General features: G+C 65.0%; 21 protein-coding genes. 13 read left to right on the forward strand and 8 right to left on the reverse strand.

The window, feature by feature from the left end:
• Positions 1-93 precede the first annotated feature (93 nt).
• The 7 genes from ACXAED_RS21355 to ACXAED_RS21385 form a co-directional block, all read right to left on the reverse strand.
• A complete protein-coding gene (locus tag ACXAED_RS21355) occupies positions 94-387 on the reverse strand; it encodes a DUF1330 domain-containing protein (protein ID WP_475053352.1) in 294 nt (97 codons plus the stop codon).
• A gap of 58 nt (positions 388-445) precedes the next feature.
• On the reverse strand, positions 446-1,936 hold the full coding sequence (locus ACXAED_RS21360) for an NCS1 family nucleobase:cation symporter-1 (protein WP_475053355.1): 1,491 nt from the start codon (positions 1,934-1,936) through the stop codon (positions 446-448).
• 95 nt (positions 1,937-2,031) lie between these two features.
• The gene (gene hydA, locus ACXAED_RS21365) at positions 2,032-3,492 is read right to left on the reverse strand and encodes a dihydropyrimidinase (protein ID WP_475053358.1); all 1,461 of its coding nucleotides are present in this window, start codon (positions 3,490-3,492) and stop codon (positions 2,032-2,034) included.
• A 5-nt stretch (positions 3,493-3,497) separates the two neighbouring features.
• The gene (locus ACXAED_RS21370) at positions 3,498-4,748 is read right to left on the reverse strand and encodes a Zn-dependent hydrolase (protein WP_475053361.1); all 1,251 of its coding nucleotides are present in this window, start codon (positions 4,746-4,748) and stop codon (positions 3,498-3,500) included.
• Between the two features lie 60 nt (positions 4,749-4,808).
• Positions 4,809-6,128 carry an omega-aminotransferase AptA gene (gene aptA, locus ACXAED_RS21375; protein WP_475053364.1) on the reverse strand — a complete coding sequence of 440 codons (1,320 nt, stop codon included), beginning with the start codon at positions 6,126-6,128 and terminating at the stop codon, positions 4,809-4,811.
• Between the two features lie 25 nt (positions 6,129-6,153).
• On the reverse strand, positions 6,154-7,593 hold the full coding sequence (locus ACXAED_RS21380; protein WP_475053367.1) for an NAD(P)(+) transhydrogenase (Re/Si-specific) subunit beta: 1,440 nt from the start codon (positions 7,591-7,593) through the stop codon (positions 6,154-6,156).
• A gap of 13 nt (positions 7,594-7,606) precedes the next feature.
• On the reverse strand, positions 7,607-9,178 hold the full coding sequence (locus ACXAED_RS21385) for a Re/Si-specific NAD(P)(+) transhydrogenase subunit alpha (protein ID WP_475053369.1): 1,572 nt from the start codon (positions 9,176-9,178) through the stop codon (positions 7,607-7,609).
• Positions 9,179-9,418: 240 nt separating this feature from the next.
• On the opposite strand from ACXAED_RS21385, the gene cofG reads away from it, so the two are divergent.
• From cofG to ACXAED_RS21425, 8 genes are all read left to right on the forward strand, one after another.
• A complete protein-coding gene (gene cofG, locus ACXAED_RS21390; protein ID WP_475053371.1) occupies positions 9,419-10,561 on the forward strand; it encodes a 7,8-didemethyl-8-hydroxy-5-deazariboflavin synthase CofG in 1,143 nt (380 codons plus the stop codon).
• The gene (gene cofH / locus ACXAED_RS21395) at positions 10,558-11,832 is read left to right on the forward strand and encodes a 5-amino-6-(D-ribitylamino)uracil--L-tyrosine 4-hydroxyphenyl transferase CofH (RefSeq protein WP_475053374.1); all 1,275 of its coding nucleotides are present in this window, start codon (positions 10,558-10,560) and stop codon (positions 11,830-11,832) included. Before cofG ends, cofH begins: the two co-directional genes overlap by 4 nt.
• Positions 11,829-12,797, forward strand: coding sequence for a 2-phospho-L-lactate transferase (cofD, locus tag ACXAED_RS21400; RefSeq protein WP_475053377.1), 969 nt, complete (start codon positions 11,829-11,831; stop codon positions 12,795-12,797). The genes cofH and cofD overlap by 4 nt, the downstream gene beginning before the upstream one ends.
• A complete protein-coding gene (gene cofC / locus ACXAED_RS21405) occupies positions 12,794-13,453 on the forward strand; it encodes a 2-phospho-L-lactate guanylyltransferase (RefSeq protein WP_475053380.1) in 660 nt (219 codons plus the stop codon). Before cofD ends, cofC begins: the two co-directional genes overlap by 4 nt.
• Positions 13,450-14,223, forward strand: coding sequence for a coenzyme F420-0:L-glutamate ligase (gene cofE / locus ACXAED_RS21410; RefSeq protein WP_475053381.1), 774 nt, complete (start codon positions 13,450-13,452; stop codon positions 14,221-14,223). Before cofC ends, cofE begins: the two co-directional genes overlap by 4 nt.
• Positions 14,220-14,888 (forward strand): NADPH-dependent F420 reductase, encoded by a 669-nt coding sequence (npdG, locus tag ACXAED_RS21415; protein WP_141889125.1) that lies wholly within the window; start codon positions 14,220-14,222, stop codon positions 14,886-14,888. Before cofE ends, npdG begins: the two co-directional genes overlap by 4 nt.
• A gap of 24 nt (positions 14,889-14,912) precedes the next feature.
• Positions 14,913-15,914, forward strand: a complete 1,002-nt coding sequence (locus tag ACXAED_RS21420; RefSeq protein ID WP_421055019.1) for a TIGR03842 family LLM class F420-dependent oxidoreductase — start codon at positions 14,913-14,915, stop codon at positions 15,912-15,914.
• A 226-nt stretch (positions 15,915-16,140) separates the two neighbouring features.
• Entirely contained in the window at positions 16,141-16,773 is a 633-nt protein-coding gene (locus ACXAED_RS21425; RefSeq protein WP_475053383.1) for a TetR family transcriptional regulator C-terminal domain-containing protein, read from the forward strand.
• A gap of 22 nt (positions 16,774-16,795) precedes the next feature.
• Here ACXAED_RS21425 and ACXAED_RS21430 read toward each other — a convergent pair whose 3' ends face one another.
• Positions 16,796-17,260: an Lrp/AsnC family transcriptional regulator gene (locus tag ACXAED_RS21430; protein WP_475053386.1), complete on the reverse strand. Its 465-nt coding sequence runs from the start codon at positions 17,258-17,260 to the stop codon at positions 16,796-16,798.
• A gap of 161 nt (positions 17,261-17,421) precedes the next feature.
• Between ACXAED_RS21430 and ACXAED_RS21435 the strand changes: the two genes are divergently transcribed.
• The 5 genes from ACXAED_RS21435 to ACXAED_RS21455 all read left to right on the forward strand — a co-directional run bounded on the left by ACXAED_RS21435 (position 17,422) and on the right by ACXAED_RS21455 (position 23,566).
• Positions 17,422-18,657, forward strand: a complete 1,236-nt coding sequence (locus tag ACXAED_RS21435) for a thiamine pyrophosphate-dependent enzyme (protein WP_475053389.1) — start codon at positions 17,422-17,424, stop codon at positions 18,655-18,657.
• 1 nt (position 18,658) lies between these two features.
• Positions 18,659-19,672, forward strand: coding sequence for an alpha-ketoacid dehydrogenase subunit beta (locus tag ACXAED_RS21440; RefSeq protein WP_475053391.1), 1,014 nt, complete (start codon positions 18,659-18,661; stop codon positions 19,670-19,672).
• Positions 19,673-19,676: 4 nt separating this feature from the next.
• Complete coding sequence (locus ACXAED_RS21445; RefSeq protein ID WP_475053393.1) at positions 19,677-20,981, forward strand: dihydrolipoamide acetyltransferase family protein; 1,305 nt, start codon at positions 19,677-19,679, stop codon at positions 20,979-20,981.
• On the forward strand, positions 20,982-22,340 hold the full coding sequence (gene lpdA, locus ACXAED_RS21450) for a dihydrolipoyl dehydrogenase (protein ID WP_475053394.1): 1,359 nt from the start codon (positions 20,982-20,984) through the stop codon (positions 22,338-22,340).
• A 203-nt stretch (positions 22,341-22,543) separates the two neighbouring features.
• On the forward strand, positions 22,544-23,566 hold the full coding sequence (locus tag ACXAED_RS21455; RefSeq protein ID WP_475053396.1) for an ABC transporter substrate-binding protein: 1,023 nt from the start codon (positions 22,544-22,546) through the stop codon (positions 23,564-23,566).

Genomic DNA, 23,566 nt, shown 5'->3' on the forward strand with positions numbered 1-23,566 from the left:
GCAGGATTTCCTCAGAAAAACAAAGTTTTGACCGGCAACTCGCCCCCCCGCATAACGCAGGGCGGCAAGCAACCGGTGCAAATGCAGGCCCGCTCAGCCGGGCGCGCCTTCGACAATGACGATATTGGCGATGCCGGCGCCCTCACGGTGCGCTTTGGCGGCCTGGTATTCCGGCGAGTTGTAGCAGCTGAGCGCGGCTTCCATCGAGTCGAACTCGATCACCACGTTGCGCGGATGGCCATCGCCCTCCATCTGTTCGCAAGCGCCGCCGCGGGCAAGCACGCGGGCGCCGAATTTCTTGAACGCCTCCGTCGCGCCTTCGGCGTAGTTCTTGTAGGGGTCGGGGTTGGTCACGGTGACGTGGGCAATCCAATAGGCTTTGGGCATGCGGGCTCCGCTTGTCTGAAGGGGAAACCGGGGCGGCAGGCACCGCCCCGGCCAAAGGTTACTTGTTCAGGATCTTCGACAGTACCAGATAGGCGGCACCGGCCACGAACAGGCCAACGAACCAAGCGTAAGTGTAGATCGTGGCAAAGAAGTCCGAAGTGCCCGCAGTGATGCCGACACCGGCCAGGAAGCCCGGCAGGTTCGGCAGGATGCCGATCACCAGCGCCCAGACACCGGCCCAGTTGGTGCCGTTGCTGCCGGAGTAGATGCCGTTCATCTTGAACAGGTCGGCCACTTCCAGCTTGGTCTTGCGCAAGAGGTAGTAATCCGCCAGCATCACGCCGGCGATCGGACCCAGCAGCGCCGAATAGGCGATCAGCCAGCCGATGATGTGGTTCACCAGGACCCAGGGGAACATGGCGATGCCGATGCCCGCGGTGATGTAGCCGCCGCGCTTGAGGTTGATCTTGCTCGGCGCCAGGTTCGAGAACCCGTGCGCCGGCGCAACCACATTGGCCGCCAGGTTGGTGGTCAGCGTCGCCACGATCAGCGCAAACAGCGCGATGATCACCGAGAACCCGCCCATCTTCTCAGACAGCTGGATCGGATCCCAGATCGCCTCGCCATAGATCACCACGGTGGCCGAGGTCACGGCGGAGGCGATAAAGGCAAACAGCGCCATCGGGATCGGCAGGCCGACCATCTGGCCCAGCAGCTGGTCCTTCTGGCTTTTGGCGTGGCGGGTGAAGTCGGGGATGTTCAGCGCCAGCGTCGCCCAGAAACCGATCATGCCGGTCAGGCTCGGCCAGAAGACAACCCAGAACTGGCCTTCCTGCGGCTGGCCCGGGTCAAAGGCGCTGGGGGTCGACAGCATCTCGCCAAAGCCGCCTGCGTTCACATAGGCCCAAGCCAGCAGCGCCAGACCCATCGCCAGCAGGAACGGGGCTGCGTAGGTCTCCAGCCAGCGGATCGACTCGGTGCCGTTGGCGATGAAGTAGAGATGCAGCGCCCAGAAGGCGAGGAAGCAGATGAACTCACCCGCGCTGATGCCCAGCACCGGCAGTGCTTCACCGGCCAGCGCGCCGCCAGTCAGCGTGTTCAGGATCACAAAGATCGCCGAGCCGCCGACCCAGGTCTGAATGCCGAACCAGCCGCAGGCGACGACGCCGCGGGCCACCGCCGGGATCTTGGCGCCGGTCGGCCCGAAGGAGGAGCGCAGCAGCACCGGGAAGGGAATCCCGTATTTGGTGCCGGCATGGCCCACCAGCACCATCGGGATCAGCACGATGGCGTTGGCCGCCAGAATGGTCAGCACCGCCTGATCCCAGCTCATGCCGGAACCGATCAGGTAGGACGCCAGCAGGTAGGTCGGGATACAGACCACCATGCCGACCCAAAGCGCGGCAATTGCCAGCCAGTCCCAGGTGCGTTCCGCCGCCGTCGTCGGCAGCTGGTCCTCGTTATATAGTTCGGGGTCGATCCCGGTGAGATCCACCCGCGGCGGCGCCTCGGCGCCGGGCGCGGAATACCCGCTTGTTATTTCAGCCATTTTGAGTTTTCTCCCTGTTATGTGGCTTCTTTCGCTGCCTGCTTCTGCGGCAGGCAACACATGCAAAAGTCCCCGGCCTGCGCCGGGGACCATGATCAGACGCAGGCCGGCATGTTTTCAGCCGAGCGCACAACCTGGCGCGGCGCGGTGACCTCTTTCCACTTGGACAGCGCCTTGTTGACCTCAGGGTAGGCGGGCCGTTCGACAAACCGCCCGTGCCCCGGGGTGGCGCAGACAGTGCCGTCGTCCACCGCCACCTCGCCGCGGCTGAGGGTATAGCGCGGCAGGCCGGTCACCTCACGGCCCGCGAAGACGTTGTATTCCACCACCGACTGCTGGGTCTCGGGCGAAATCGTCTTGGTTTTCTTCGGATCCCACACCACCAGGTCGGCGTCGGAGCCTTCCACGATCGCTCCCTTGCGCGGGTAAATGTTGAGGATCTTGGCGATGTTGGTGGAGGTCACGGCGACAAACTCGTTCGGGGTCAGCCGCCCGGTGTTGACACCCTCGCTCCACAGGACCGGCATCCGGTCTTCCAGACCGCCGGTGCCGTTCGGGATCTTGGTGAAATCGTCGATGCCGGTGCGTTTCTGATCCACGGTGAAAGCGCAGTGGTCGGTGGCGACCACCTGCAGCGAACCCGCCTGAAGGCCGGCCCAGAGGCTGTCCTGATGCGCCTTGTCGCGGAACGGCGGCGACATCACCCGCTGCGCGGCGTGGTCCCAGTTGGGATGGCGGTATTCGCTCTCATCCAGCACCAGATGCTGGATCAGCGGCTCGCCAAAGACACGCATGCCCTTCTGGCGCGCCCGGCGGATCGCCTCATGCGCCTGCTCGCAGGAGGTGTGCACCACGTAGAGCGGCACGCCCGCCATGTCGGCGATCATGATGGCGCGGTTGGTGGCTTCGCCCTCGACCTCGGGCGGGCGCGACAGGCCGTGGCCCTCGGGGCCGCGAATGCCGTCGGCCAGCAGTTTCTGCTGCATGGTGGCCACCACATCGCCGTTTTCCGCATGAACCATCGGCAGCGCCCCGAGCGCGGCGCAGCGGCGGAAGCTGTCAAACAGCTCGTCATCGTCCACCATCAGCGCGCCCTTGTAGGCCATGAAGTGCTTGAAGGAGTTGATGCCCAGATCAACGACCTGCTGCATCTCCTCAAACACCTGCTCGCTCCACCAGGTCACCGCCATGTGGAAGGAATAATCGGCGCAGGCGCGTTTCGACTTGGCGCGCCAGGCCTCCAGCGCCTCCAGCATCGACTGGCCGGGGCTGGGCAGGCAGAAGTCCACCACCATGGTGGTGCCGCCGGCCAGGCCCGCGCGGGTGCCGGACTCGAAATCATCCGCCGAATGGGTGCCCATGAAAGGCATCTCCAGATGCACATGCGGGTCGATGCCGCCGGGCATGACATAGCAGCCCTCGGCGTCCAGCACCTTGTCGCCGTTCAGGCCGGTGCCGATCTGCACGATCTTGCCATCCTCGATGGCGACATCGGCGGCATAGCTGCGGTCGGCGGCCACAATGGTGCCGCCCTTGATCACGGTTCTTGCAGTCATAGTCTTCACTCCACGACTTCTGCGGTTTCCAGCACGGCGTGCAGCAGCACATCCGTCCCTGCCGCTGCCCACTCACGGCTGATTTCCTCATCCTCGTTATGGCTGAGGCCATCGACACAGGGGCACATCACCATGGCGGTAGGCGCAACCTTGTTGATCCAGCAGGCATCGTGACCGGCGCCGGAGATGATGTTGCGGTGCGAATAGCCCAGCTTTTCGGCGGCGCTGCGCACGGCAGAGACGCAGGTCTCGTCAAAGGTGACAGGATCGAAATGGCCAACCTGCTCGATCTCCAGGCCAAGTTCCAGCTCCTCGGCGATTTTCGCCGCACCTTCGCGGAGGCGCTTCTCCATGTCCGCTTGCGTGTCGAAGCTGGGCGAGCGGAAGTCGATGGTGAAGACTACCTTGCCCGGCACGATGTTGCGGCTGTTAGGGTAGTAGTCGCAGTGACCCACGGCGCCGACCGCGTCGGGCTGGTGGCTCATCGCGATCTCATGCACCAGATCGGTGATCCGCGCAGCGCCCAGGCCCGCGTTACGGCGCATCGGCATCGGGGTGGAGCCGGTGTGCGCCTCCTGCCCTGACAGCGTCACCTGAAGCCAGTTCAGGCCCTGGCCATGAGTGACGACGCCGATGTCCTTGCCCTCGGCTTCGAGGATCGGACCCTGTTCGATATGCAGCTCGAACATCGCGTGCATCTTGCGGCTTCCCACCGGCTCGTCGCCGACATAGCCGATGCGGGCCAGCTCCTCGCCGAATTTCTTGCCTTCCGCATCTTCGCGCGCATAGGCCCAGTCCTGCGTATGAACGCCCGCAAAAACACCCGAGGACAGCATCGCGGGGGCAAAGCGGGTGCCCTCCTCGTTAGTCCAGTTCACCACCACGATCGGGCGGCGGGTTCGCAGCCCCTGATCGCGGATCGAGCGCACCACCTCAAGCCCCGCCAGCACGCCAAGGACACCATCGTATTTGCCGCCCGTGGGCTGGGTGTCCAGATGGCTGCCCATCATCACCGGATCCAGATCCGGCTCCGCGCCTTCAAGCCGGGCAAACATGTTGCCCATGCTGTCGACGCCAACCGTCATGCCGGACTCTTCGCACCAGCGCTTGAACAGGTCACGGCCTTCCTTGTCGGCATCGGTCAGCGTCTGGCGGTTGCAGCCGCCGCGCAGGCCGGGGCCTTTCTGCGCCATCTCCATCAGCGTGTCCCACAGGCGGCTGCCGTTGATGCGGGCGTTGCTTTGCACGTCTTTCATGTCTTTCTCCCTGTTCCGCCCCTGCCCCGCGCCATTGGGGCGCAAGCCAGGGGCAGGCCCTTACGCGATGAGCAACTCGGCCAGAATGCCGATCAGCTCGTCGATTTCTTTCTTTTCGATGATCAGCGGCGGCGACATGGCGATGATATCGCCAGTGGTGCGCACATGCGCGCCCTTGTCCCAGGCGCGAAGGTAGGTGTCGAAGGCCCGCTTGGTCGGCACGCCCGCCACCGGCTCCAGCTCCACCGCACCGACCAGGCCCGCGCAGCGGATGTCCTTCACATGCGGCAGCCCCTTGAGGCTGAACAGCGCATCAGCCCAATAGTCCTCCAGCGACGCCGCACGCTCGAACAGTTCCTCCTCGCGGTAAGTGTCCAGCGCCGCCAGCGCCGCCGCGCAAGCCACCGGGTTGCCCGAGTAGGTATAGCCGTGAAACAGCTCGATCATATGCTCGGGGCCGGTCATGAAGGCATCGTGGATTTCGCTGCTGATCATCACCGCGCCCATCGGGATCACCCCGTTGGTAAGCCCCTTGGCGGTGGTGATCATGTCCGGCTCGACGCCATAGTAGTCGGCGCCAAACGCGCGGCCCAGACGGCCATAGGCGGTGATCACTTCGTCGAAAATCAACAGGATGCCGTGCTCCCGGGTGATCTCGCGCAGGCGCTGCAAGTACCCTTTCGGAGGCAGGATCACCCCGGCGGAACCCGCCATCGGCTCAACGATCACCGCGGCGATGGTCTCACCCCCGTGCAGCTCGATCAGCCGCACCAGATCCTCCGCCAGCTCCGCGCCATGCTCCGGCTGGCCCTTGGTAAAGGCGTTGCGCTCCGGATCATGGGTGTGGCGCAGGTGGTCAACCCCGGTCAGCAGGCTGCCGAAATGGCGGCGGTTGTTGACGATGCCGCCGACCGATATGCCGCCGAAATTGACCCCGTGGTAGCCCTTCTCGCGGCCGATCAGCCGGGTGCGGCCCGGCTCGCCCTTGGCCTTGTGGTAGGCCAGCGCGATCTTCAGCGCGGTTTCCACCAATTCCGAACCGGAGTTGGTGAAGAACACATGGCTCAAATCGCCCGGCGCCAGATCCGCCAGCCGCGCGGCCAGCTCGAACGCCTTGGGGTGGCCCATCTGGAAGGCCGGCGCGTAGTCCAGTTCGGTGACCTGCTTCTGCACCGCCTCGGTGATACGCGGCGCGGCGTGGCCTGCATTGACGCACCACAGGCCCGCGGTGCCATCCATCACCTTCCGCCCGTCCGTGGTGGTGTAATACATGCCCTCGGCCGAGGCGACCATGCGCGGCGACTGCTTGAATTGCCGGTTGGCCGTGAACGGCATCCAATAGGCGTCCATGGCGTTTGCGCGTTTTGGATCAGTGGTCATATCCAAATCCTTTTCTTGAGAGTGTTCAGGCCGCAATCTGGTTCAGCAGCGTATCGAGGCTCTGCTTCGCATCGCCGTAGAACATGCGGGTGTTTTCCTTGAAGAACAGGGGGTTCTCGATGCCGGAGTATCCCGTGCCCTGGCCGCGTTTGGAGACGAAGACCTGTTTCGCCTTCCAGCACTCCAGGACCGGCATGCCGGCGATCGGCGAGTTGGGGTCCTCCTGGGCGGCAGGGTTCACGATGTCGTTGGAGCCGATCACGATCGCCACGTCGGTGGACGGGAAATCGTCGTTGATCTCGTCCATCTCCAGCACGATGTCGTAGGGCACCTTGGCCTCCGCCAAGAGCACGTTCATGTGGCCCGGCAGGCGGCCTGCGACCGGGTGGATCGCGAAGCGCACCTCCTTGCCCTTGGCCCGCAGGCGGCGGGTCAGTTCGGCGACGTTCTGCTGCGCCTGCGCCACCGCCATGCCGTAGCCGGGGATGATCACCACGCTGTCGGCCTCCTCCAGCGCCGCTGCCACGCCGTCGGCGTCGATGGCGATCTGCTCGCCGTCGATCTCCATCGCAGGACCGGAGGTGCCGCCGAAGCCGCCCAGGATCACCGAGATGAAGGAGCGGTTCATCGCCTTGCACATGATGTAGCTGAGGATCGCACCCGAAGAGCCCACGAGGGCGCCGACCACGATCAGGAGGTCATTGCCCAAGCTGAAGCCGATCGCCGCCGCGGCCCAGCCCGAGTAGCTGTTCAGCATCGAGACCACCACCGGCATGTCGGCGCCGCCGATGCCCATGATCAGGTGGTAGCCGATGAAGAGTGCGGCCAGGGTCATCAGCAGCAAGGGCAGGAAGCCGCCGGAGTTGAAGTACCAGATCAGGCAGAGGAAGGAGAGCCCCGCGGCGCTGGCGTTCAGCATGTGGCCGCCCGGCAGCTTGGTGGCGGCCGAGGTGACCTTGCCCGCCAGCTTGCCGAAGGCAATCACCGAGCCGGTGAAGGTGATCGCGCCGATGAAGATGCCGAGGAAGAGTTCCACGCGCAGGAAAGCGATCTCTGCCGGGGTTTTCTTGGCAATCAGCTTGGCGAAGGTGCCGAGGTCCTCGGTGCTGCCCGCAGCCACGGCCGCTGCCACATTTCCGATCTCGAAATGGGCGATGAAGCCGACAAACACCGCGGCCAGGCCGACCAGCGAGTGCATCGCGGCCACCAGCTGCGGCATCTCGGTCATCTGCACCCGCTTGGCGACATAGGTGCCGATGATGCCGCCGCCCGCGATCAGCAGGATCGACAAGAGCCACAGGCCCGAACCAGGGCCGATCAGGGTGGCAAACACCGCCAGCCCCATGCCGGCAATGCCGTACCAGACCGCGCGCTTGGCGCTTTCCTGGTTGGAAAGCCCGCCCAGCGACAGGATGAAAAGAACAGCCGCAACGACATAGGCGGCGGTGGTGAAACCGTAATCCATGTGCCCGGCCTCCTTAAGATTTCTGGAACATGGCGAGCATGCGCCGGGTGACGAGGAAGCCGCCGAAGATGTTGATCCCGGCCATGAACACCGAAAGCGCCGCCAGCAGGATCACCAGGAAGCTGCCCGATCCGATCTGCATCAAGGCGCCGAGGATGATGATCGAGGAGATCGCGTTGGTGACCGCCATCAGCGGCGTGTGCAAGCTGTGCGCGACGCCCCAGATCACCTGGAAGCCCACGAAACAGGCCAGCGCAAAGACGATGAAATGCTGCATGAAGCTGACCGGCGCAAACAGCCCGACCAGCAGCAAGAGCGCACCGCCGCCCGCCAGCATCGTGACCTGGCTCTTGGTCTGCGCCTTGAAGGCCTCGATTTCCTTGGCGCGTTTTTCCTCCGGCGTCAGCTCCGGCACGGTTTCCTTGGGCTTGGCCGCAATCGCCTGCACCTTGGGCGGCGGCGGCGGAAAGGTGATCTCGCCCTCAAACGCCACGGTGGCGCCGCGGATCACGTCGTCCTCCATGTTGTGGTTGACCTGGCCATCCTTTTCCGGCGTCAGGTCAGCCATCATGTGGCGGATGTTGGTGGCGTAGAGGCTGGACGACTGCGCCGCCATCCGGCTGGGGAAATCGGTGTAGCCGATAATGGTGACGCCGTTGTCCGTGACGACTTTCTCGTCCTTTACGGTGCCTTCCACGTTGCCGCCGCGCTCTGCCGCCAGGTCGACGATCACCGAACCCGGCTTCATCGCCGCCACCATGTCGGCCAGCCACAGCTTGGGCGCCTCGCGGTTGGGGATCAGCGCGGTGGTGATGACGATGTCCACCTCCGGCGCCAGCTCGCGGAACTTGGCGAGCTGCGCTTCGCGGAACTCGGGGCTGGAGACAGCCGCATAGCCGCCGGTGGCGGCACCGTCCTGCTGCTCCTCCTCGAAGTCGAGATAGACGAACTCGGCGCCCATCAATTCAACCTGCTCGGCCACTTCCGGGCGCACGTCGAAGGCATAGGTGACGGCGCCCAGGCTGGTCGAGGTGCCGATGGCGGCAAGCCCCGCAACACCGGCGCCGACCACCAGCACCTTGGCCGGGGGCACCTTGCCCGCGGCGGTGATCTGGCCGGTGAAGAAGCGGCCGAAGTTGTTGCCCGCCTCAATGACCGCGCGGTAGCCCGCGATATTGGCCATGGAGCTGAGCGCGTCCATCTTCTGGGCGCGGGAGATCCGCGGCACCATTTCCATGGCGATCACATTGGCGCCCTTGGCCTTGGCGAGCTCCATGCCCTCTTCGTTTGCGGCCGGATTGAAGAAGGAAATCAGCGTCTTGCCCTTGGTCAGCCGCTTCAGCTCGGTGGCGTCGGGCTGGCGCACCTTGGCGACGATATCGGACGCCTTCCACAGCGCCGCCGGTGTCTTGATGATCTCGACCCCGGCCGCTTCATAGGCGGCATCGGAAAACCCCGCCGCCGCCCCGGCCCCGGCCTCGATCGCGCACTCATACCCCAACTTCTGCAGCTGACGCGCAGAGTCCGGCGTCATCGCTACGCGCGACTCTCCAGCCGCCAATTCCCTTGGCGTTCCAATAAGCACTCTGATGTCCTCCCTTTGCGCTGGCACCGCCTAAGAGACGGGCCGCGTCGATTGAGAGAAAGTATTCGAGTGTTTTACTTAGTAGTCAATATTTTTATCAGGCTATATTTTTAGCAGTTTAAAAACAGCCTTTTAGATAGGCGATTTCAGTCTATGCAGAATTTTTTTTGACTTACAGATAAAAAAATATTTGACAGCCGCGGCCCTCCTTCACAGTCTGAGGAGGACAGGGAGGAATCCATGAACACCCAATTGCTCAGCACAGGCACTGCCTGGGCGGAGGCCGGTGATCTGCGCGCTCTGATGCAGCGCGCCGCCGGGATCCGCGACGCCCACTGGGGCCGCACGGTCACCTATTCGCGCAAGGCCTTCGTGCCCTTGACCAACATGTGCCGCGACACCTGCGGCTACTGCACCTTCGTCAAGCATCCGGATTCGCCGGAAGCCAATATCATGACGCCGGAGCAGGTGCTGGCCACGGCACAGAAGGGCGAGCGCGAGGGCTGCAAGGAGCTGCTTTTCAGCCTCGGCGAGAAGCCGGAACTGCGTTACGAGAAAGCCCGCAAGGGTCTGGAACGGCTCGGCTATTCCCGCCTGACAGATTATCTGCGCGACATGTGCGAGCTGGTGCTGAGAGAGACCAGCCTGCTGCCGCATGTGAACGCGGGCACCCTTACCGATGACGAGATCGACGTGCTGCGGCCGGTTTCCGCGTCGATGGGGATGATGCTGGAAACCGTCAGCCGCCGCCTGACCCGCAATGGCCAGCCGCATTATGCCTGCCCCGACAAGGTGCCGGTGCAGCGGCTGCGCACGCTGGAACGCGCGGGCCAGAAACAGGTGCCCTTTACCACCGGACTGCTGATCGGCATCGGCGAAACATTTGCCGAGCGCATCGAGGCGCTGCACGCGATCAACGACGCCCACGCCCGCCACGGCCATATCCAGGAAGTCATCATCCAGAACTTCCAGCGCAAGCCCGACATTGAGATGGCAAACCACCCGGAACCGGCGCTGGAGGATATGCTGCGCACCATCGCCGCCGCCCGCATCATCCTGGCGCCGGAGATCAGCTTGCAGGCGCCGCCGAACCTCAGCGCCCGCCACATCGCCTATCTGGAGGCGGGCATCAACGACTGGGGCGGCATCTCGCCCGTGACCATCGACTTCATCAACCCGCAGCACGAATGGCCGGAGATCCGGGCGCTGGCAAGCTCCTGCAACGGGGCCGGTTTTAACCTGCGCGAGCGGCTCACCGTCTATCCCCGCTACCTGACCGGGGACAGCGGCTTCATCAACCCCGGCGTGCTGGCCCGTGCGGCCGGCATGGCCCAGGAAAACGGCCTCGCCCGCGACCAGCGCCACATCGGAGAAACAGCATGACCCTTCAGCACCCCGCCGAGAATTTCACCACGGTCCCGGCTGCCGTCGGCGCCGCCTCCGCCCCGGTCCGCGCCATCCTGGAGATGGCGCTGGAGGGCGGCGAGGTGTCCGAGGCCGAGGGCGTCGAGCTGTTCCGCGCAACCGGCACGGATGCCGAAGCGGTCTATGCCGTGGCCGACGAGCTTCGCCGCCGCGCCAATGGCGACCGGGTTTCCTTCGTGGTGAACCGCAACATCAACTTCACCAACATCTGCTATATGGGCTGCCGGTTCTGCGGTTTTGCCAAGCGCAGCGAGGACAAGGACGCCGAGTGGCTGGAGCCTGAACAGATCGTCGAGCGCGCGCAGCAGGCCTGGGACCGCGGCGCGACCGAGGTCTGCATCCAAGGCGGGCTGCACCCCAAGATGGAAGGCACCTATTACCGGGACATCGTGCGCGCTATCAAGGCGGCGCTGCCGGACATGCACATCCACGCCTTCTCGCCCTTCGAGATCTGGTATGGCGCCTCCAAGACCAAGATGTCCTACCACGACTTTCTGGCGGATCTGAAGGAGGCGGGCCTCGGCTCGATGCCCGGCACCGCGGCGGAGATCCTGGATACCGAAGTGCGGATGCAGCTGACCAAGAACAAGCTGAGCGCCGAGAAATGGGTGGAGATCATCCGCGCCGCGCATGAGGTTGGCATCCCGACGACCGCCACCATCATGTACGGCCATATCGACGGGCCCGAGCATTGGGCTGCGCATATCCGCCTGCTGCGCGACATCCAGAAGGACACCGGCGGCTTTACCGAGCTGGTGCCGCTGTCCTTTGTGCATACGGAATCGCCCCTGTGGGCGCAGAACCCGGACAAGGTGCGCCCCGGTCCCACCGCGCTGGAGGTGGACCTGATGCACGCGGTGTCGCGCATTATGCTGCACGGCTGGATCGACAACATCCAGGTGAGCTGGACCAAGCTGGGCGCGGCCCGGGCACAGCAGATGCTGTCGCGCGGGGTGAATGACCTCGGCGGCACGCTGATGAACGAAAGCATATCGCGCGCGGCAGGCTCCGCCCACGGGCAGGAGATCACTGCGCGCGAGCTGGCGCAGATCATCCGCGCCGCGGGCCGGGTGCCGGTGCGGCGCAACACCATCTACGAGATCCGCGAGGTCTATGACCGCCACGACCCGGAGGAACTGGCACCGCTGGTCGACCGCAAGGGCCGCGACCCGCTGGCGTTTCTGGAAATGTTCCCCGAACGCGGACCCAAGCTGGAGGCAGCGGAATGAGCAGCGCGCAAAAGCATAAGGTCACCCTGCTGGCCGGCGGCGTCGGCGGGGCCAAGATGGCCGAGGGCCTGGCGGCATTGACGGACGTGGAACTGTCGATCATCGGCAACGTGGCGGATGACGATGACTTCCACGGGCTTTGGGTGTCGCCCGATATCGACACGCTGACCTACAGCCTCGCCGACGTGATCGACCGCAACCAGGGCTGGGGCGTGGCGGATGAGGGCCACCGGGCGCTCGCGACGCTGAACAAGCTGGGCGCGGACACCTGGATGTCGCTGGGCGACCGCGACTTTGGCCTGCATATCTACCGCACCATGCGCCGCCTGCGCGGCGACCGGCCCAGCGAGATCGCCCGCGATGTGGCGCGCACCTTCGGGGTGCAGGCGGAGATCCTGCTGCCGACAGATAATAAGGTGCAAACACGGGTGCGCACCGATGCGGGCTGGCTGAGCTTCCAGGAATATTTCGTGCGCGAACGCTGCGCGCCGGAGGTGCGGGCGCTTGAATTCGACGGGCTGGAACAGGCCCGTCCCGCACCAGAGGCGCTGGCGGCGATCCGACAGGCGGATCTGATCGTGATTGCGCCCTCCAACCCGCTGGTCAGCATTGCCCCCATTCTGGGCGTGCCGGGCATCACCGCAGCGCTGCGGGCGGCGCGCGCGCGGAAGATTGCTGTCAGCCCCTTCATTGCAGGCAAGGTGGTCAAGGGCCCGGCCGACCGGATGATGGCGGCGCTGGGGGAACGAGCCGATGCCGCCGGCGTGGCCGCACGCTACCGCGGGCTGGCGGACACACTGGTGATCGACCACGCCGATGCCGGGCTGGCAGGCGAAATCCGTGCAATCGGTCTGGCGCCGGTTTGCAGCGAAATCCTGATGAAAGACCAGGACGACAAGGCACGGCTGGCGCGCGAGGTGGTGGAACTGGCCCCCGCCCCCGCTGGCCGGGAGAGCGCGGCATGAGCGCGGCAGCAAACTCCGGCAGGCGGCTGGCGGTGATCCCGATGAAGGACCCGTCCAGGGCAAAAACCCGGCTGGCCACCGCGCTTGCGCCGCAGGAACGCGAAGCGCTGGCCCGCGGCCTGTTCCGCTCCACCATTGCGCGGCTGCAAGAGGCTGTTGCCATGCTGCCCGAAGGGGCCGCCGATATTGCCGTGGTGTCCAACAGCCCGGTGATTGCGCGCATCGCGCGGCAGGCCGGTCTGATCTGTATCGACGACAAGGACCCCGGCACGCTGTCACTGGCGGTGGAGGCGGCTGCGGATTGGGCCGCTGCCCAAGGGTATGAGGCGCTCTGCGTTCTGCCGGGTGATCTTGCCGACCCGTCCCCGGACGACCTGGCGCAGCTCCTGGCCTTTCCGCTGGACGGTAACAGCACGGTGCTGTGCCCGGCCACCGACCTCGGCACCAACGCGCTTCTGGTGCCGCTGCCCTGCCCGTTTGCCTTTGCCTACGGGCAGAAATCGCTGATCGCCCACCGGCAAGCGGCAGAGACCGCGGGCCTGTGCCCGGTGGTGCTGCCGCTGGACAGCCTGCGTGTCGATGTCGACACGGCCGAGGACCTCAGCTGCCTGCTGGCGCAGGACCCGCAGGCGCTGATGCGGGAGGGCGTGCGATGAGCCTGTCCGTCTCCCTCACCGCCGTGCCCGGCGTGCCGGATATCAGGAACGGCGACGATCTGGGGGCGATCCTCGGCGATTGCCTGGAGCAGGCCGGGCTCGGCCTGCAGGACGGCGATATTCTGTGCATTGCGCAGAAGGTGTTCTCCAAAGCCGAGGACTGCATCATTCCGCTAGCCTCAGTCACGCCTTCGGCAGAGGCCATCAAATACGGCGAAGAGCTGAACAAGGACCCGCGCAAGGTGGAGATCGTCCTGCGCGAAAGCACCCGCGTTGTCCGCGCGTTCCGGCGCCCGGACCAGAACACCGGCACGATGATTTGCGAGCACCGGCTCGGCTTCATCTCCGCCAACGCCGCGGTGGATGAATCGAACTTCGGCGAAGAAGACGCGGCAATGGTGCTACCGCGCGATCCCGACGCCAGCTGCGAGCGTTTGCGCGCGGCTCTGGTCGCCCGCTTCGGCGCGCAGATCGGCGTGGTGATGACCGACACCTTCGGCCGCCCCTGGCGGCTGGGCCAGATCAACGTAGCCATCGGCCTCAGCAAGGTCCCGGCCACCATCCAGGAGCAGGGCAACCTGGACGCCTGGGGACGGCCGCTGCAGGTGACCGAACCGGCGCTGGCCGATGAAATCTCTGCCGCCACCGGGCTGGTGGTGCGCAAGAACGGAAAAACACCGGCGGTGCTGCTGCGCGGGCTCGACTGGCAGCCCGCCGACAGCCGCGGCGCCGACATACTCAGGAAAAAACAGGAGGATATGTTCAGATGAAGATCGCAATCATTGGCGGCACCGGGCCGCAGGGCCAGGGGCTGGCGCTGCGCTTTGCCCGCGCAGGGATCGCCGTGGCACTGGGCTCGCGCGATGGCGAGCGCAGCGCCGGCATCGCGGCGGAACTGATGGCAAAGCTGCCGGAGGGCGCTGCGCCGATCGAAGGGCTGGACAATGCAGGCGCCACCGCGGCGGCGGACGAAATGGTCATCCTCGCGGTGCCGTTTTCGGCCCATAACGCCACGCTGGAGGCGCTGAAGCCGGGCCTGGCGGGCAAGATCCTGGTCGACATCGTGGTGCCGCTGAAGGAAGGCGATCCCAAGAAGGTGGAGATGCCGCCCGAAGGCTCCGCCACCGAGGCCGCGCAGGCGCTTCTGGGTGACGACATTCCGGTGATCGGCGCGCTGCACAACGTGTCGGCCACCACGCTCAACAACCTCGACTGGCCGATCAACTGCGACATCCTGGTCTGCGGCAACAGCCTGCCCGCCCGCAAGAAGGTGATCGAGCTGGTCGGAGCGCTGGATGTCCAGGCCTACAACGCCGGCGACGCCGAGGCCGCCCGCTGCATCGAGGCGATCACCCCGATCCTGATCCGCCAAAACATTTCCAAGGCGGTGCCCTTCACCCATGCGGGCATCCGCATCTGGGCCCCCGAACACTAAGATTCCAACAGGGAGAAAACACACATGGAATTCGGTATTTGCTTCAAGGGCTTCGTTGAGCCCGAACGCGCCCGCGCGCTGGTCCGCCAGGCGGAAAACGCAGGTTTCACCTACTGCTGGTTCTACGACAGCCACATCCTGTGGCGCGAAAGCTTCGTCGCCATGGCGATGTGCATGGAGCACACCAAGAAAATGCGCTTTGGCCCGTTGGTGACCAACCCGAACTCGCGCGAGTGGTCGGTTGCGGCCTCGCTGTTCGGCTCGCTGGCAAAACAGTCCGGCGGCCGCTTCGACATCGGCCTCGGCCGCGGCGACAGCGCCGTGCGCGTGATGGGCAAGAAGCCCTCGACCATCAAGCGGATGGAAGAATTCACCCATGTGGTGAAGTCGCTGATCCGCGGCGAGGAAGTGCAATACGGCGAGTGCCCCGAGCCGGTTAAGTTCCCCTGGGCGCAGGGCTACGAACTGCCGGTCTGGATCGGCGCCTACGGTCCCAAGGCCCTGGCCTCGGCCGGCAAGGTCGGCGATGGTGTCGTCCTTCAGATTGCCGAACCCAAGATCATCAAATGGCTGGCGGATCAGGCCAAGGCCGGCGGTGAAGCCGAAGGCCGCGACATGTCGAACTACCGCGTGATGGCCGCCGCTCCGGCGCATACCGGCCCGATCGAGGAAGGCATCGAGAAGACCAAGTGGTTCCCCGCCATGGTCGGCAACCACGTCGCTGATATCGTGGAGAAATACGGCACCGACGGCGATCACGTCCCCACCAGCCTGACCGACTACATCAAGAACCGCAAGGGCTACGACTACTCCAAGCACGGCCAGAGCGATAACCCGTACTTGGACTTCATCACCGAAGACATCGTCAAGAGCTTCTGCGTGCTGGGCACCCCGGACGAGCATATCGCCAAGATCCGCGATCTCGAAGCGGCCGGCACCACCCAGTTCAACATCTACCTCGACAGCGGCGACGAAGAGAAGATCATCGCCGACTACGCCGAGAAGATCATCCCGGCGTTCCGCTGAACTGCACCGGGCCCCGGCCCGGAAACGGCACCGTCCGGACAAATCTCCCCGCGGACGGTACCTATTGGCGGGCGGCTCTTGCTGCCCGCTCCTTTTGCTCCCGGCGCGGTTCTGCCGCACCAGCACATTGATTTGAACCGGCCAACTGCGCGCGACCGCTGGCAACAGGCTTTGACTTGTGCCAATAGGACGCCAGATAGACATTGTTATAAGTGGCGGAATTTACATGGCGCGCATGGCAGCTGAAAAGCCGAAGACCCGGATTCAGCGGAAGAAGACCGAACAGATCCTGGCATCCGCGCTTGAGGTCTTTGCCCAGCACGGATCCTCCGGCGCGTCGATCAACCTGATTGCCAAGAACGCAGGGCTGACCACGCCCAACCTGCTCTATTACTTCGAAAGCAAGGATGCGATCCGGCAGGAGCTGCTGGCCCGCACCCTGCAGCTGTGGATGGCGCCCCTGAACATGCTGAGCCCGCATGGCGACCCGATTGACGAAATCTGCCAGTACATCCGCCGTAAGCTGGAAATCTCGCGGAATTTCCCCAAGGAAAGCAAGTTCTTCGCCAACGAGGTCCTGAGCGGCCTGCCGCAGTCGCGCAGCGAGATCTTCGGCCCGCTGAAAGAGCTCTACAACACCAAGATCACGGTGCTGGAGGACTGGATGCGCGACGGCCGGATTGCGACCGTCGATCCGCATCATCTGCTGTATTCGATCTGGGCCACTACCCAGCATTACGCCGATTTCGACGTGCAGATTGAGGAAATCGCGCCCGCCAAGGCACAGGACCGCTATGCCGAGGCTGAGGTGTTCCTGCTGGAAATGTACCAGAAGCTGCTGGCGGTCGAGGCGGACTGACGGCCGCTGGCCGCCCCGGCGGTCACGGGATCCGCGCCCGGTCGATGAATTTGCGCAGCGCAAAGCGGGACCGCACCACCCGGATTCCTGAAATGCGCAGCAGCTTGGTTTGCAGGAAGGCCTCGAATTCCTCCAGGCTTTCGACCACGATTTCCAGCAGGAAATCCTGCGCGCCGGTCATCAGCGTTCCGGTCACCACTTCCTCGAACCGTGCAATCTTCTTCTGGAAGCTGGCGATCTCGTCCGCGTCCTGGCGTTCCAGCTCCACCGAGACAAAGGCAGTGATGCCAAACCCCGCGACCTTGCGGTCGATACGGGCGTTGTAGCCGGAAATCAGGCCGCTTTCCTCCAGCCGCTGCAGGCGCCGTTTGCAGGGCGTCTGGGAAAGACCAACTCGAGCCGCCAGCTGCACCAAGGGAATCCGCCCGTCGTCACGCAGCACGCGAAGTATCTCCCGATCAACCGAATCTGTAGCGAAAACCACCATAAATTTTGCGTTTCCGAGTGTATTTCCTCTGATTTTCGCACCACTACCCCCATATTCGTTATTTTTCAACCATGCGGTTTTGCTAAGCTGGGGAGACAGGCGTTGCGCCGCGCGCGTTTTTCCGCGCGCGCCCGAAGGCGCTCAGAACAAAGAGGTACTGCATGAGTGATGATTTTCCGCCGCTATCGCTGAACGTGCCGGAACCGGGCTGCCGTCCGGGCGACACGCCTGATTTCTCGGACTTCGAGATCCCGCGCGCCGGGGCCGTCAAACGCCCGCCGGTTGATGTGGATCCGGATTCAATCCGCGACATGGCGTTTTCCATCGTCCGGGTGCTGAACAAGGAAGGCGAGGCGGTGGGCGACTGGGCTGGCGAGCTCAGCCCGGAGGAGCTGCGCGAGGGCCTGCGGCACATGCTGACCCTACGCACGTTTGACGCGCGGATGCTGAATGCGCAGCGCCAGGGCAAGACCAGTTTCTACATGCAGCACTTGGGCGAGGAGGCAGTGTCCTGCGCCTTTTCCCGCGCGCTGCGGCCGGGCGACATGAACTTTCCAACCTACCGTCAGGCCGGGCTGCTGATCGCGGGCGGCTATCCGATGCTGACCATGATGAACCAGATCTATTCCAACGCCGACGACCCGCTGCACGGGCGTCAGCTGCCGATCATGTATTCCTCCAAGGAACACGGGTTCTTCTCGATTTCCGGCAACCTCGGCACCCAGTTCGTGCAGTCGGTCGGCTGGGCGATGGCGTCGGCGATTTCGGGCGACACCAAGATCGCCACGGGCTGGATCGGCGACGGCTCCACGGCGGAGAGCGATTTTCACTCCGCCATGGTCTTTGCCTCGACCTATGACGCGCCGGTGGTCTTGAATATCGTCAACAACCAGTGGGCCATCTCCACCTTCCAGGGCATCGCCCGCGGCGAAGTCGGCACCTTTGCGGCGCGCGGCCACGGCTTTGGCATCGCCTCGATTCGGGTGGACGGCAACGATTACCTTGCCGTGCACGCGGTGGCGAAATGGGCCTGCGAACGGGCGCGTCTGGGACATGGTCCGACCTTGATCGAACACGTCACCTACCGCGCGGGTGGCCATTCCACCAGTGACGACCCCTCCGCCTACCGTTCCAAGAGCGAGGCCGCCGCCTGGCCCCTGGGCGACCCGATCGAGCGGCTTAAGAAGCATCTCATCACCATCGGCGAATGGAGCGACGCGCGCCACAAACAGGCCGAAGCAGAAATTCTGGATGAGGTCATCGCCACCCAAAAGCAGGCCGAGGCGATCGGCACATTGGGCGGCGGCAAAACCCCCAGCCCGCGCGACATGTTTGAAGGCGTTTATGAAACGATGCCGCCGCATCTGATCCGGCAGCGCCAGGAGGCGGGGTACTGAGATGGCCAGCATGACCATGATCGAGGCCATCCGCGAGGCCCATGATATCGCAATGGCGGCAGATGACCGCGTCGTCGTCTTCGGCGAGGATGTGGGATTTTTCGGCGGGGTCTTCCGCTGCACCGCGGGATTGCAGGAGAAGTACGGCAAGTCCCGCTGCTTTGACGCGCCGATCAATGAATCCGGCATCGCCGGCACCGCCATCGGTATGGCGGCTTACGGGCTGAAGCCGGTGATCGAGATCCAGTTCGCCGATTACGTCTACCCGGCCTATGACCAGATCGTCTCGGAAGCAGCGCGGCTGCGGCACCGCTCCAACGCCGACTTCACCTGCCCGCTGGTGATCCGCATGCCCACCGGCGGCGGCATCTTCGGCGGCCAGACCCACAGCCAGAGCCCGGAGGCGCTGTTCACGCATGTGTCCGGGTTGAAGGTGGTGGTGCCCTCCAACCCGCGCGACGCCAAGGGGCTGCTGCTGGCCGCCATCGAGGACCCGGATCCGGTGATCTTCCTGGAGCCCAAGCGGCTTTATAACGGCCCCTTCGACGGCTACCACGACCGCCCGGTCACCAGCTGGAAAAACCACCCCAAGGGCGAGGTTCCGGAGGGCGCGGAGATCGTGCCGCTGGGCAAGGCCAGCATCACCCGCGAGGGCGCGGATGTCACCGTTCTGGCCTATGGCACCATGGTCTATGTGGCCGAGGCCGCGGCTGAGGCGACCGGCGTCGACGCCGAGGTGATCGACCTGCGCACGCTGCTGCCGCTGGATCTCGAGACAATCCAGGCTTCGGTGGAAAAGACCGGCCGCTGCGTGATCGTGCATGAGGCGACGCGCACTTCCGGCTTCGGTGCCGAACTGATGAGCCTGGTGCAGGAGAACTGCTTCTACCACCTGGAGGCGCCGATCATCCGCGTCACCGGCTGGGACACGCCCTATCCGCATGCGCAGGAATGGGAGTATTTCCCCGGCCCCGCCCGTGTCGGCGAGGCATTGAAAAAAGTGATGGAGGGCTGAGCACATGGGTGTGTTTGCCATGCGTCTTCCCGATGTGGGGGAAGGCATCGCCGAGGCCGAACTGACCGAATGGCACGTCAAGCCCGGCGATATCGTGCGCGAGGATGATATTCTGGCGGCGGTAATGACTGACAAGGCCGCAGTCGAGGTGCCCTCAGCCGTGTCCGGCAAAGTGCTGGAGCTGGGCGGCGAGATCGGCCAGATGATGGCGATCGGCTCCGTGCTGGTCCGGATCGAGGTCGAGGGCGAGGGCAACGAAGCCCCCGGCACGGCCCAAGAGACAACCAAACCCGCAGCCACGGCACCGCAGCCTGCGCCGGGTAAAGACGCGGCCGGTGATGCGGGCGCGGAGGCGGAGGAAGCGCCGCAACCGGCTCCCGCACCAGCACCCGCTCCGGCCGCCAAGAAACCCGGCCACCGCCTGCCGCGGCCCGAAGGCAGCAAACCGCTGGCCGCGCCGTCCGTGCGGGCGCGAGCGCGCTCCGAAGGCGTCGACCTCCGCCATGTGCCGGGCACCGGTCCCGGCGGGCGCATCAGCCACGAGGATCTGGACAGCTGGATCGAATCCGGCGGCATCCGTCAGGGCAGCGTCACCCGCGGCCGCAACACCGGCGTCGAGGAACAGCGCGTCATCGGCATGCGCCGCAAGATCGCCGAGAAGATGGCCCTGTCCAAACGCCACATCCCGCATATCACCATCGTCGAAGAGGTGGAGATGGGCGCGCTGGAGGACTTGCGTGCCGCGCTCAACAAGAAGCATGAGGGCAGCCGCCCCAAGCTGACCCTCCTGCCCTTCCTGATGCGCGCCATCGTCGAGGCGGTGCGCGAACAGCCCGGGCTGAACGCACGTTACGATGACGAGGAAGGCGTGATCTACCGCCACGGCGGCGTCCATATCGGGGTCGCCACGCAAACCCCGCAAGGGCTGAACGTGCCGGTGCTGCACCACGCCGAGGCCAACAGCCTGTGGGACAACGCAGGCGAGTTGGCCCGACTGGCCGACGCCGCCCGCGATGGCTCGATCAAGCGCGAGGAGCTGACCGGCGGCACCATCACCATCACCTCGCTGGGGCCGCTTGGCGCCATTGCCACCACGCCGATCATCAACCACCCGGAGGTGGCGATTGTAGGCGTCAATAAGATGCAGATCCGCCCGGTCTGGGACGGCCAGCAATTCCGGCCGCGCAAGATGATGAACATCTCCTGCTCCTTCGATCACCGGGTGATCGACGGCTGGGACGCGGCGGTCTTTGTCCAGAAACTGAAATCCCTGCTGGAAACCCCAGCCATGCTGTTTGTCGAGGGCTGAATGACTGATCTGAAGTGCAAATTGCTGATCATCGGCGCGGGCCCCGGCGGCTATGTCTGCGCCATCCGTGCAGGCCAGCTGGGGGTCGACACCATCGTGGTGGACGAGGCCAATCCCGGCGGCACCTGCCTGAACGTGGGCTGTATCCCTTCCAAGGCGCTGATCCACGCCGCGGATGAGTTCCACAAGATGTCCCACGCGGCCGAAGGTCCGCTTGGCATCACCGCGGGCAAGCCGGAAATCGACCTGCGCCAGACGGTCGCCTGGAAGGACGGCATCGTAAAGCGGTTGACCGGCGGCGTCAGCGGCCTGATGCGCAAGGCGGGCGTGCGTGTGGTCGAGGGCCGCGCGCGGTTCCTCGACGGCAAGACCGTGGCGGTCAAACGCGGTGACGAGACCACCCAGATCCGCGCCGAACGCATCGTGATCGCCTCCGGCTCCGCCCCGGTCGAGCTGCCCTCCCTGCCCTTCGGCGGCGATATCCTGTCCTCGACCGAGGCGCTGGCGCTGCAACAGGTGCCGGAAACCCTTGCCGTGGTCGGCGCGGGCTATATCGGGCTGGAGCTGGGCACGGCCTTTGCCAAGCTGGGCACCAAGGTCACCGTGGTCGAGGCCGAAGACCGCATCCTGCCGCTGTATGACCAGGCCCTCACCCGGCCGGTTGCCAAGCGACTGGAAAAGCTGGGCATTGAAGTGATGACCGGCGCCAGGGCCGAGGCTTACGCAGATGGCGTTCTGACCACCAGCCAGGGCGAGATCCAGGCAGAGAAAGTCTTGGTCACCGTCGGCCGCCGCCCGCGGACCGAAGGCATCGGCGTTGACGAATTGGCGCTGACCCTGAACGGCCCCTACATCCGGATCGACAAGACCTGCCAGACCTCGATGCGCGGCATCTACGCCATCGGCGACATCACCGGCGAACCGATGCTGGCGCACCGCGCCATGGCGCAGGGCGAGATGGTGGCGGAACACGTCGCGGGCCACGCGGTCGAATGGGATAAGCGCGCGATTCCGGCGGTCTGCTTTACCGATCCCGAGATTGTCACCTGCGGTGCCCTGCCCGGCGAGATCGAGGGCAGCAGCAGCACGGAGTTCCCCTTTGCCGCCAATGGCCGCGCCATGACGACCGAACGCGAGGACGGCTTTATCCGCGTTGTCTGGCGCGATGCGGATCAGGCGGTGCTGGGGCTGCAGGCGGTGGGGGCCGGTGTCTCCGAACTGTCGGCGGCGTTTTCGCTCGCCATCGAGATGGGCGCCTGCCTTGAGGACATCGCGGCGACCATCCACGCCCACCCGACCCAGTCGGAGGGACTGCAGGAAGCCTGCCTGCGCGCGCTGGGTCACGCGCTGCACATCTGAGACCAGCAGGCCGCCCGTTTCTAATGCGGCTCGGGCGGCCACATAACTTGACAAAAGAACTAAGGTTATTTAAGCGTCCGGGCGCACCCTGACGGGCGCCTTTCAGCGAGACACTCCGCGCCATTTGCGCGGCACACAGTCCAGCCATCAACGGATCAACATCCCGGCGCCGCTCGTGCACGCGCCGCAGGCTGGAGTGAATTGTGAAGCTGGCTCTGTTTTTTCCAAATGCGTGCGCCCGGCTGGGTGTTTACCTGCTGCTGGCCGCAACAGTCTTCGCCCCCCCAGCCAGTGCGGCAGAACCGTTCCCGGCGGTTATCGAACACCGCTATGGCACCACGGTTGTGCCGGCCAAGCCGCAGCGCATCGTTTCGCTCAGCTACATCGGCCATGATTTCCTGCTGGCGCTGGGGGAAAAGCCCCATGCGCTGCGCAAGTGGTTCGGCGACCACCCCTACGGTGTCTGGCCTTGGGCGCAGGAAGCCCTGGGCGATGCCGAACCCATCGTGCTGCAGGGGCAGATCGACATCGAGCAGATTGCCGCACTGGAGCCGGACCTGATCACCGGCCAATGGTCCGGCATGACCGAGCGCGAATATGCGCTGCTGTCGCAGATCGCGCCCACCATCCCGCCGAAGGCCGCCCACGGCAGCTACGGCTCGCCCTGGCAGGTCATGCTGCGAACCCTGGGCACGGCAACCGGAAACGCTGTCAAGGCCGACCGGATCATCTCCCGGATCGAGGGCCGTTTTGCCGCCATCCGCGTGGCGCACCCCGAGTGGCAGGGCGCAAGCGCCGTCATGGTCTCGGCCACCCGCACCGGCGCCTATTCCGCAAATGACATCCGCGGTCAGTTCCTGGCCGCCCTGGGGTTCACCGTGCCGGAGGTGGCCAACCCGTTTGCCCCTGCGAACGGCTACTATGCCCTGCTCCCCGATGAGGATCTCTCTCCCATCGACACGGATGCCCTGATCTGGATCGACGCCGGCGGCTCCGCTGCGCGGCTCAAGCGCCTGCCGCTGCGCCACACCCTGCGCGCCTACCGCGAGGGGCGGGAGATCTATGCCGGGCGGTTGCTGTCTTCGGCGCTGTCTCACTCCAGCCCCTTGAGCCTGGACGCGGCGCTCGACCAGCTGGTGCCGCTGCTGGAGGCTGCACTGGATGGCGACCCGTCCACACCCGTGTCCAGTATGGCCGAGGCCGGTCTGCTGCCGGAGGGCTTCTGA

Source organism: Leisingera sp. ABM4_103 (genome assembly GCF_056158685.1).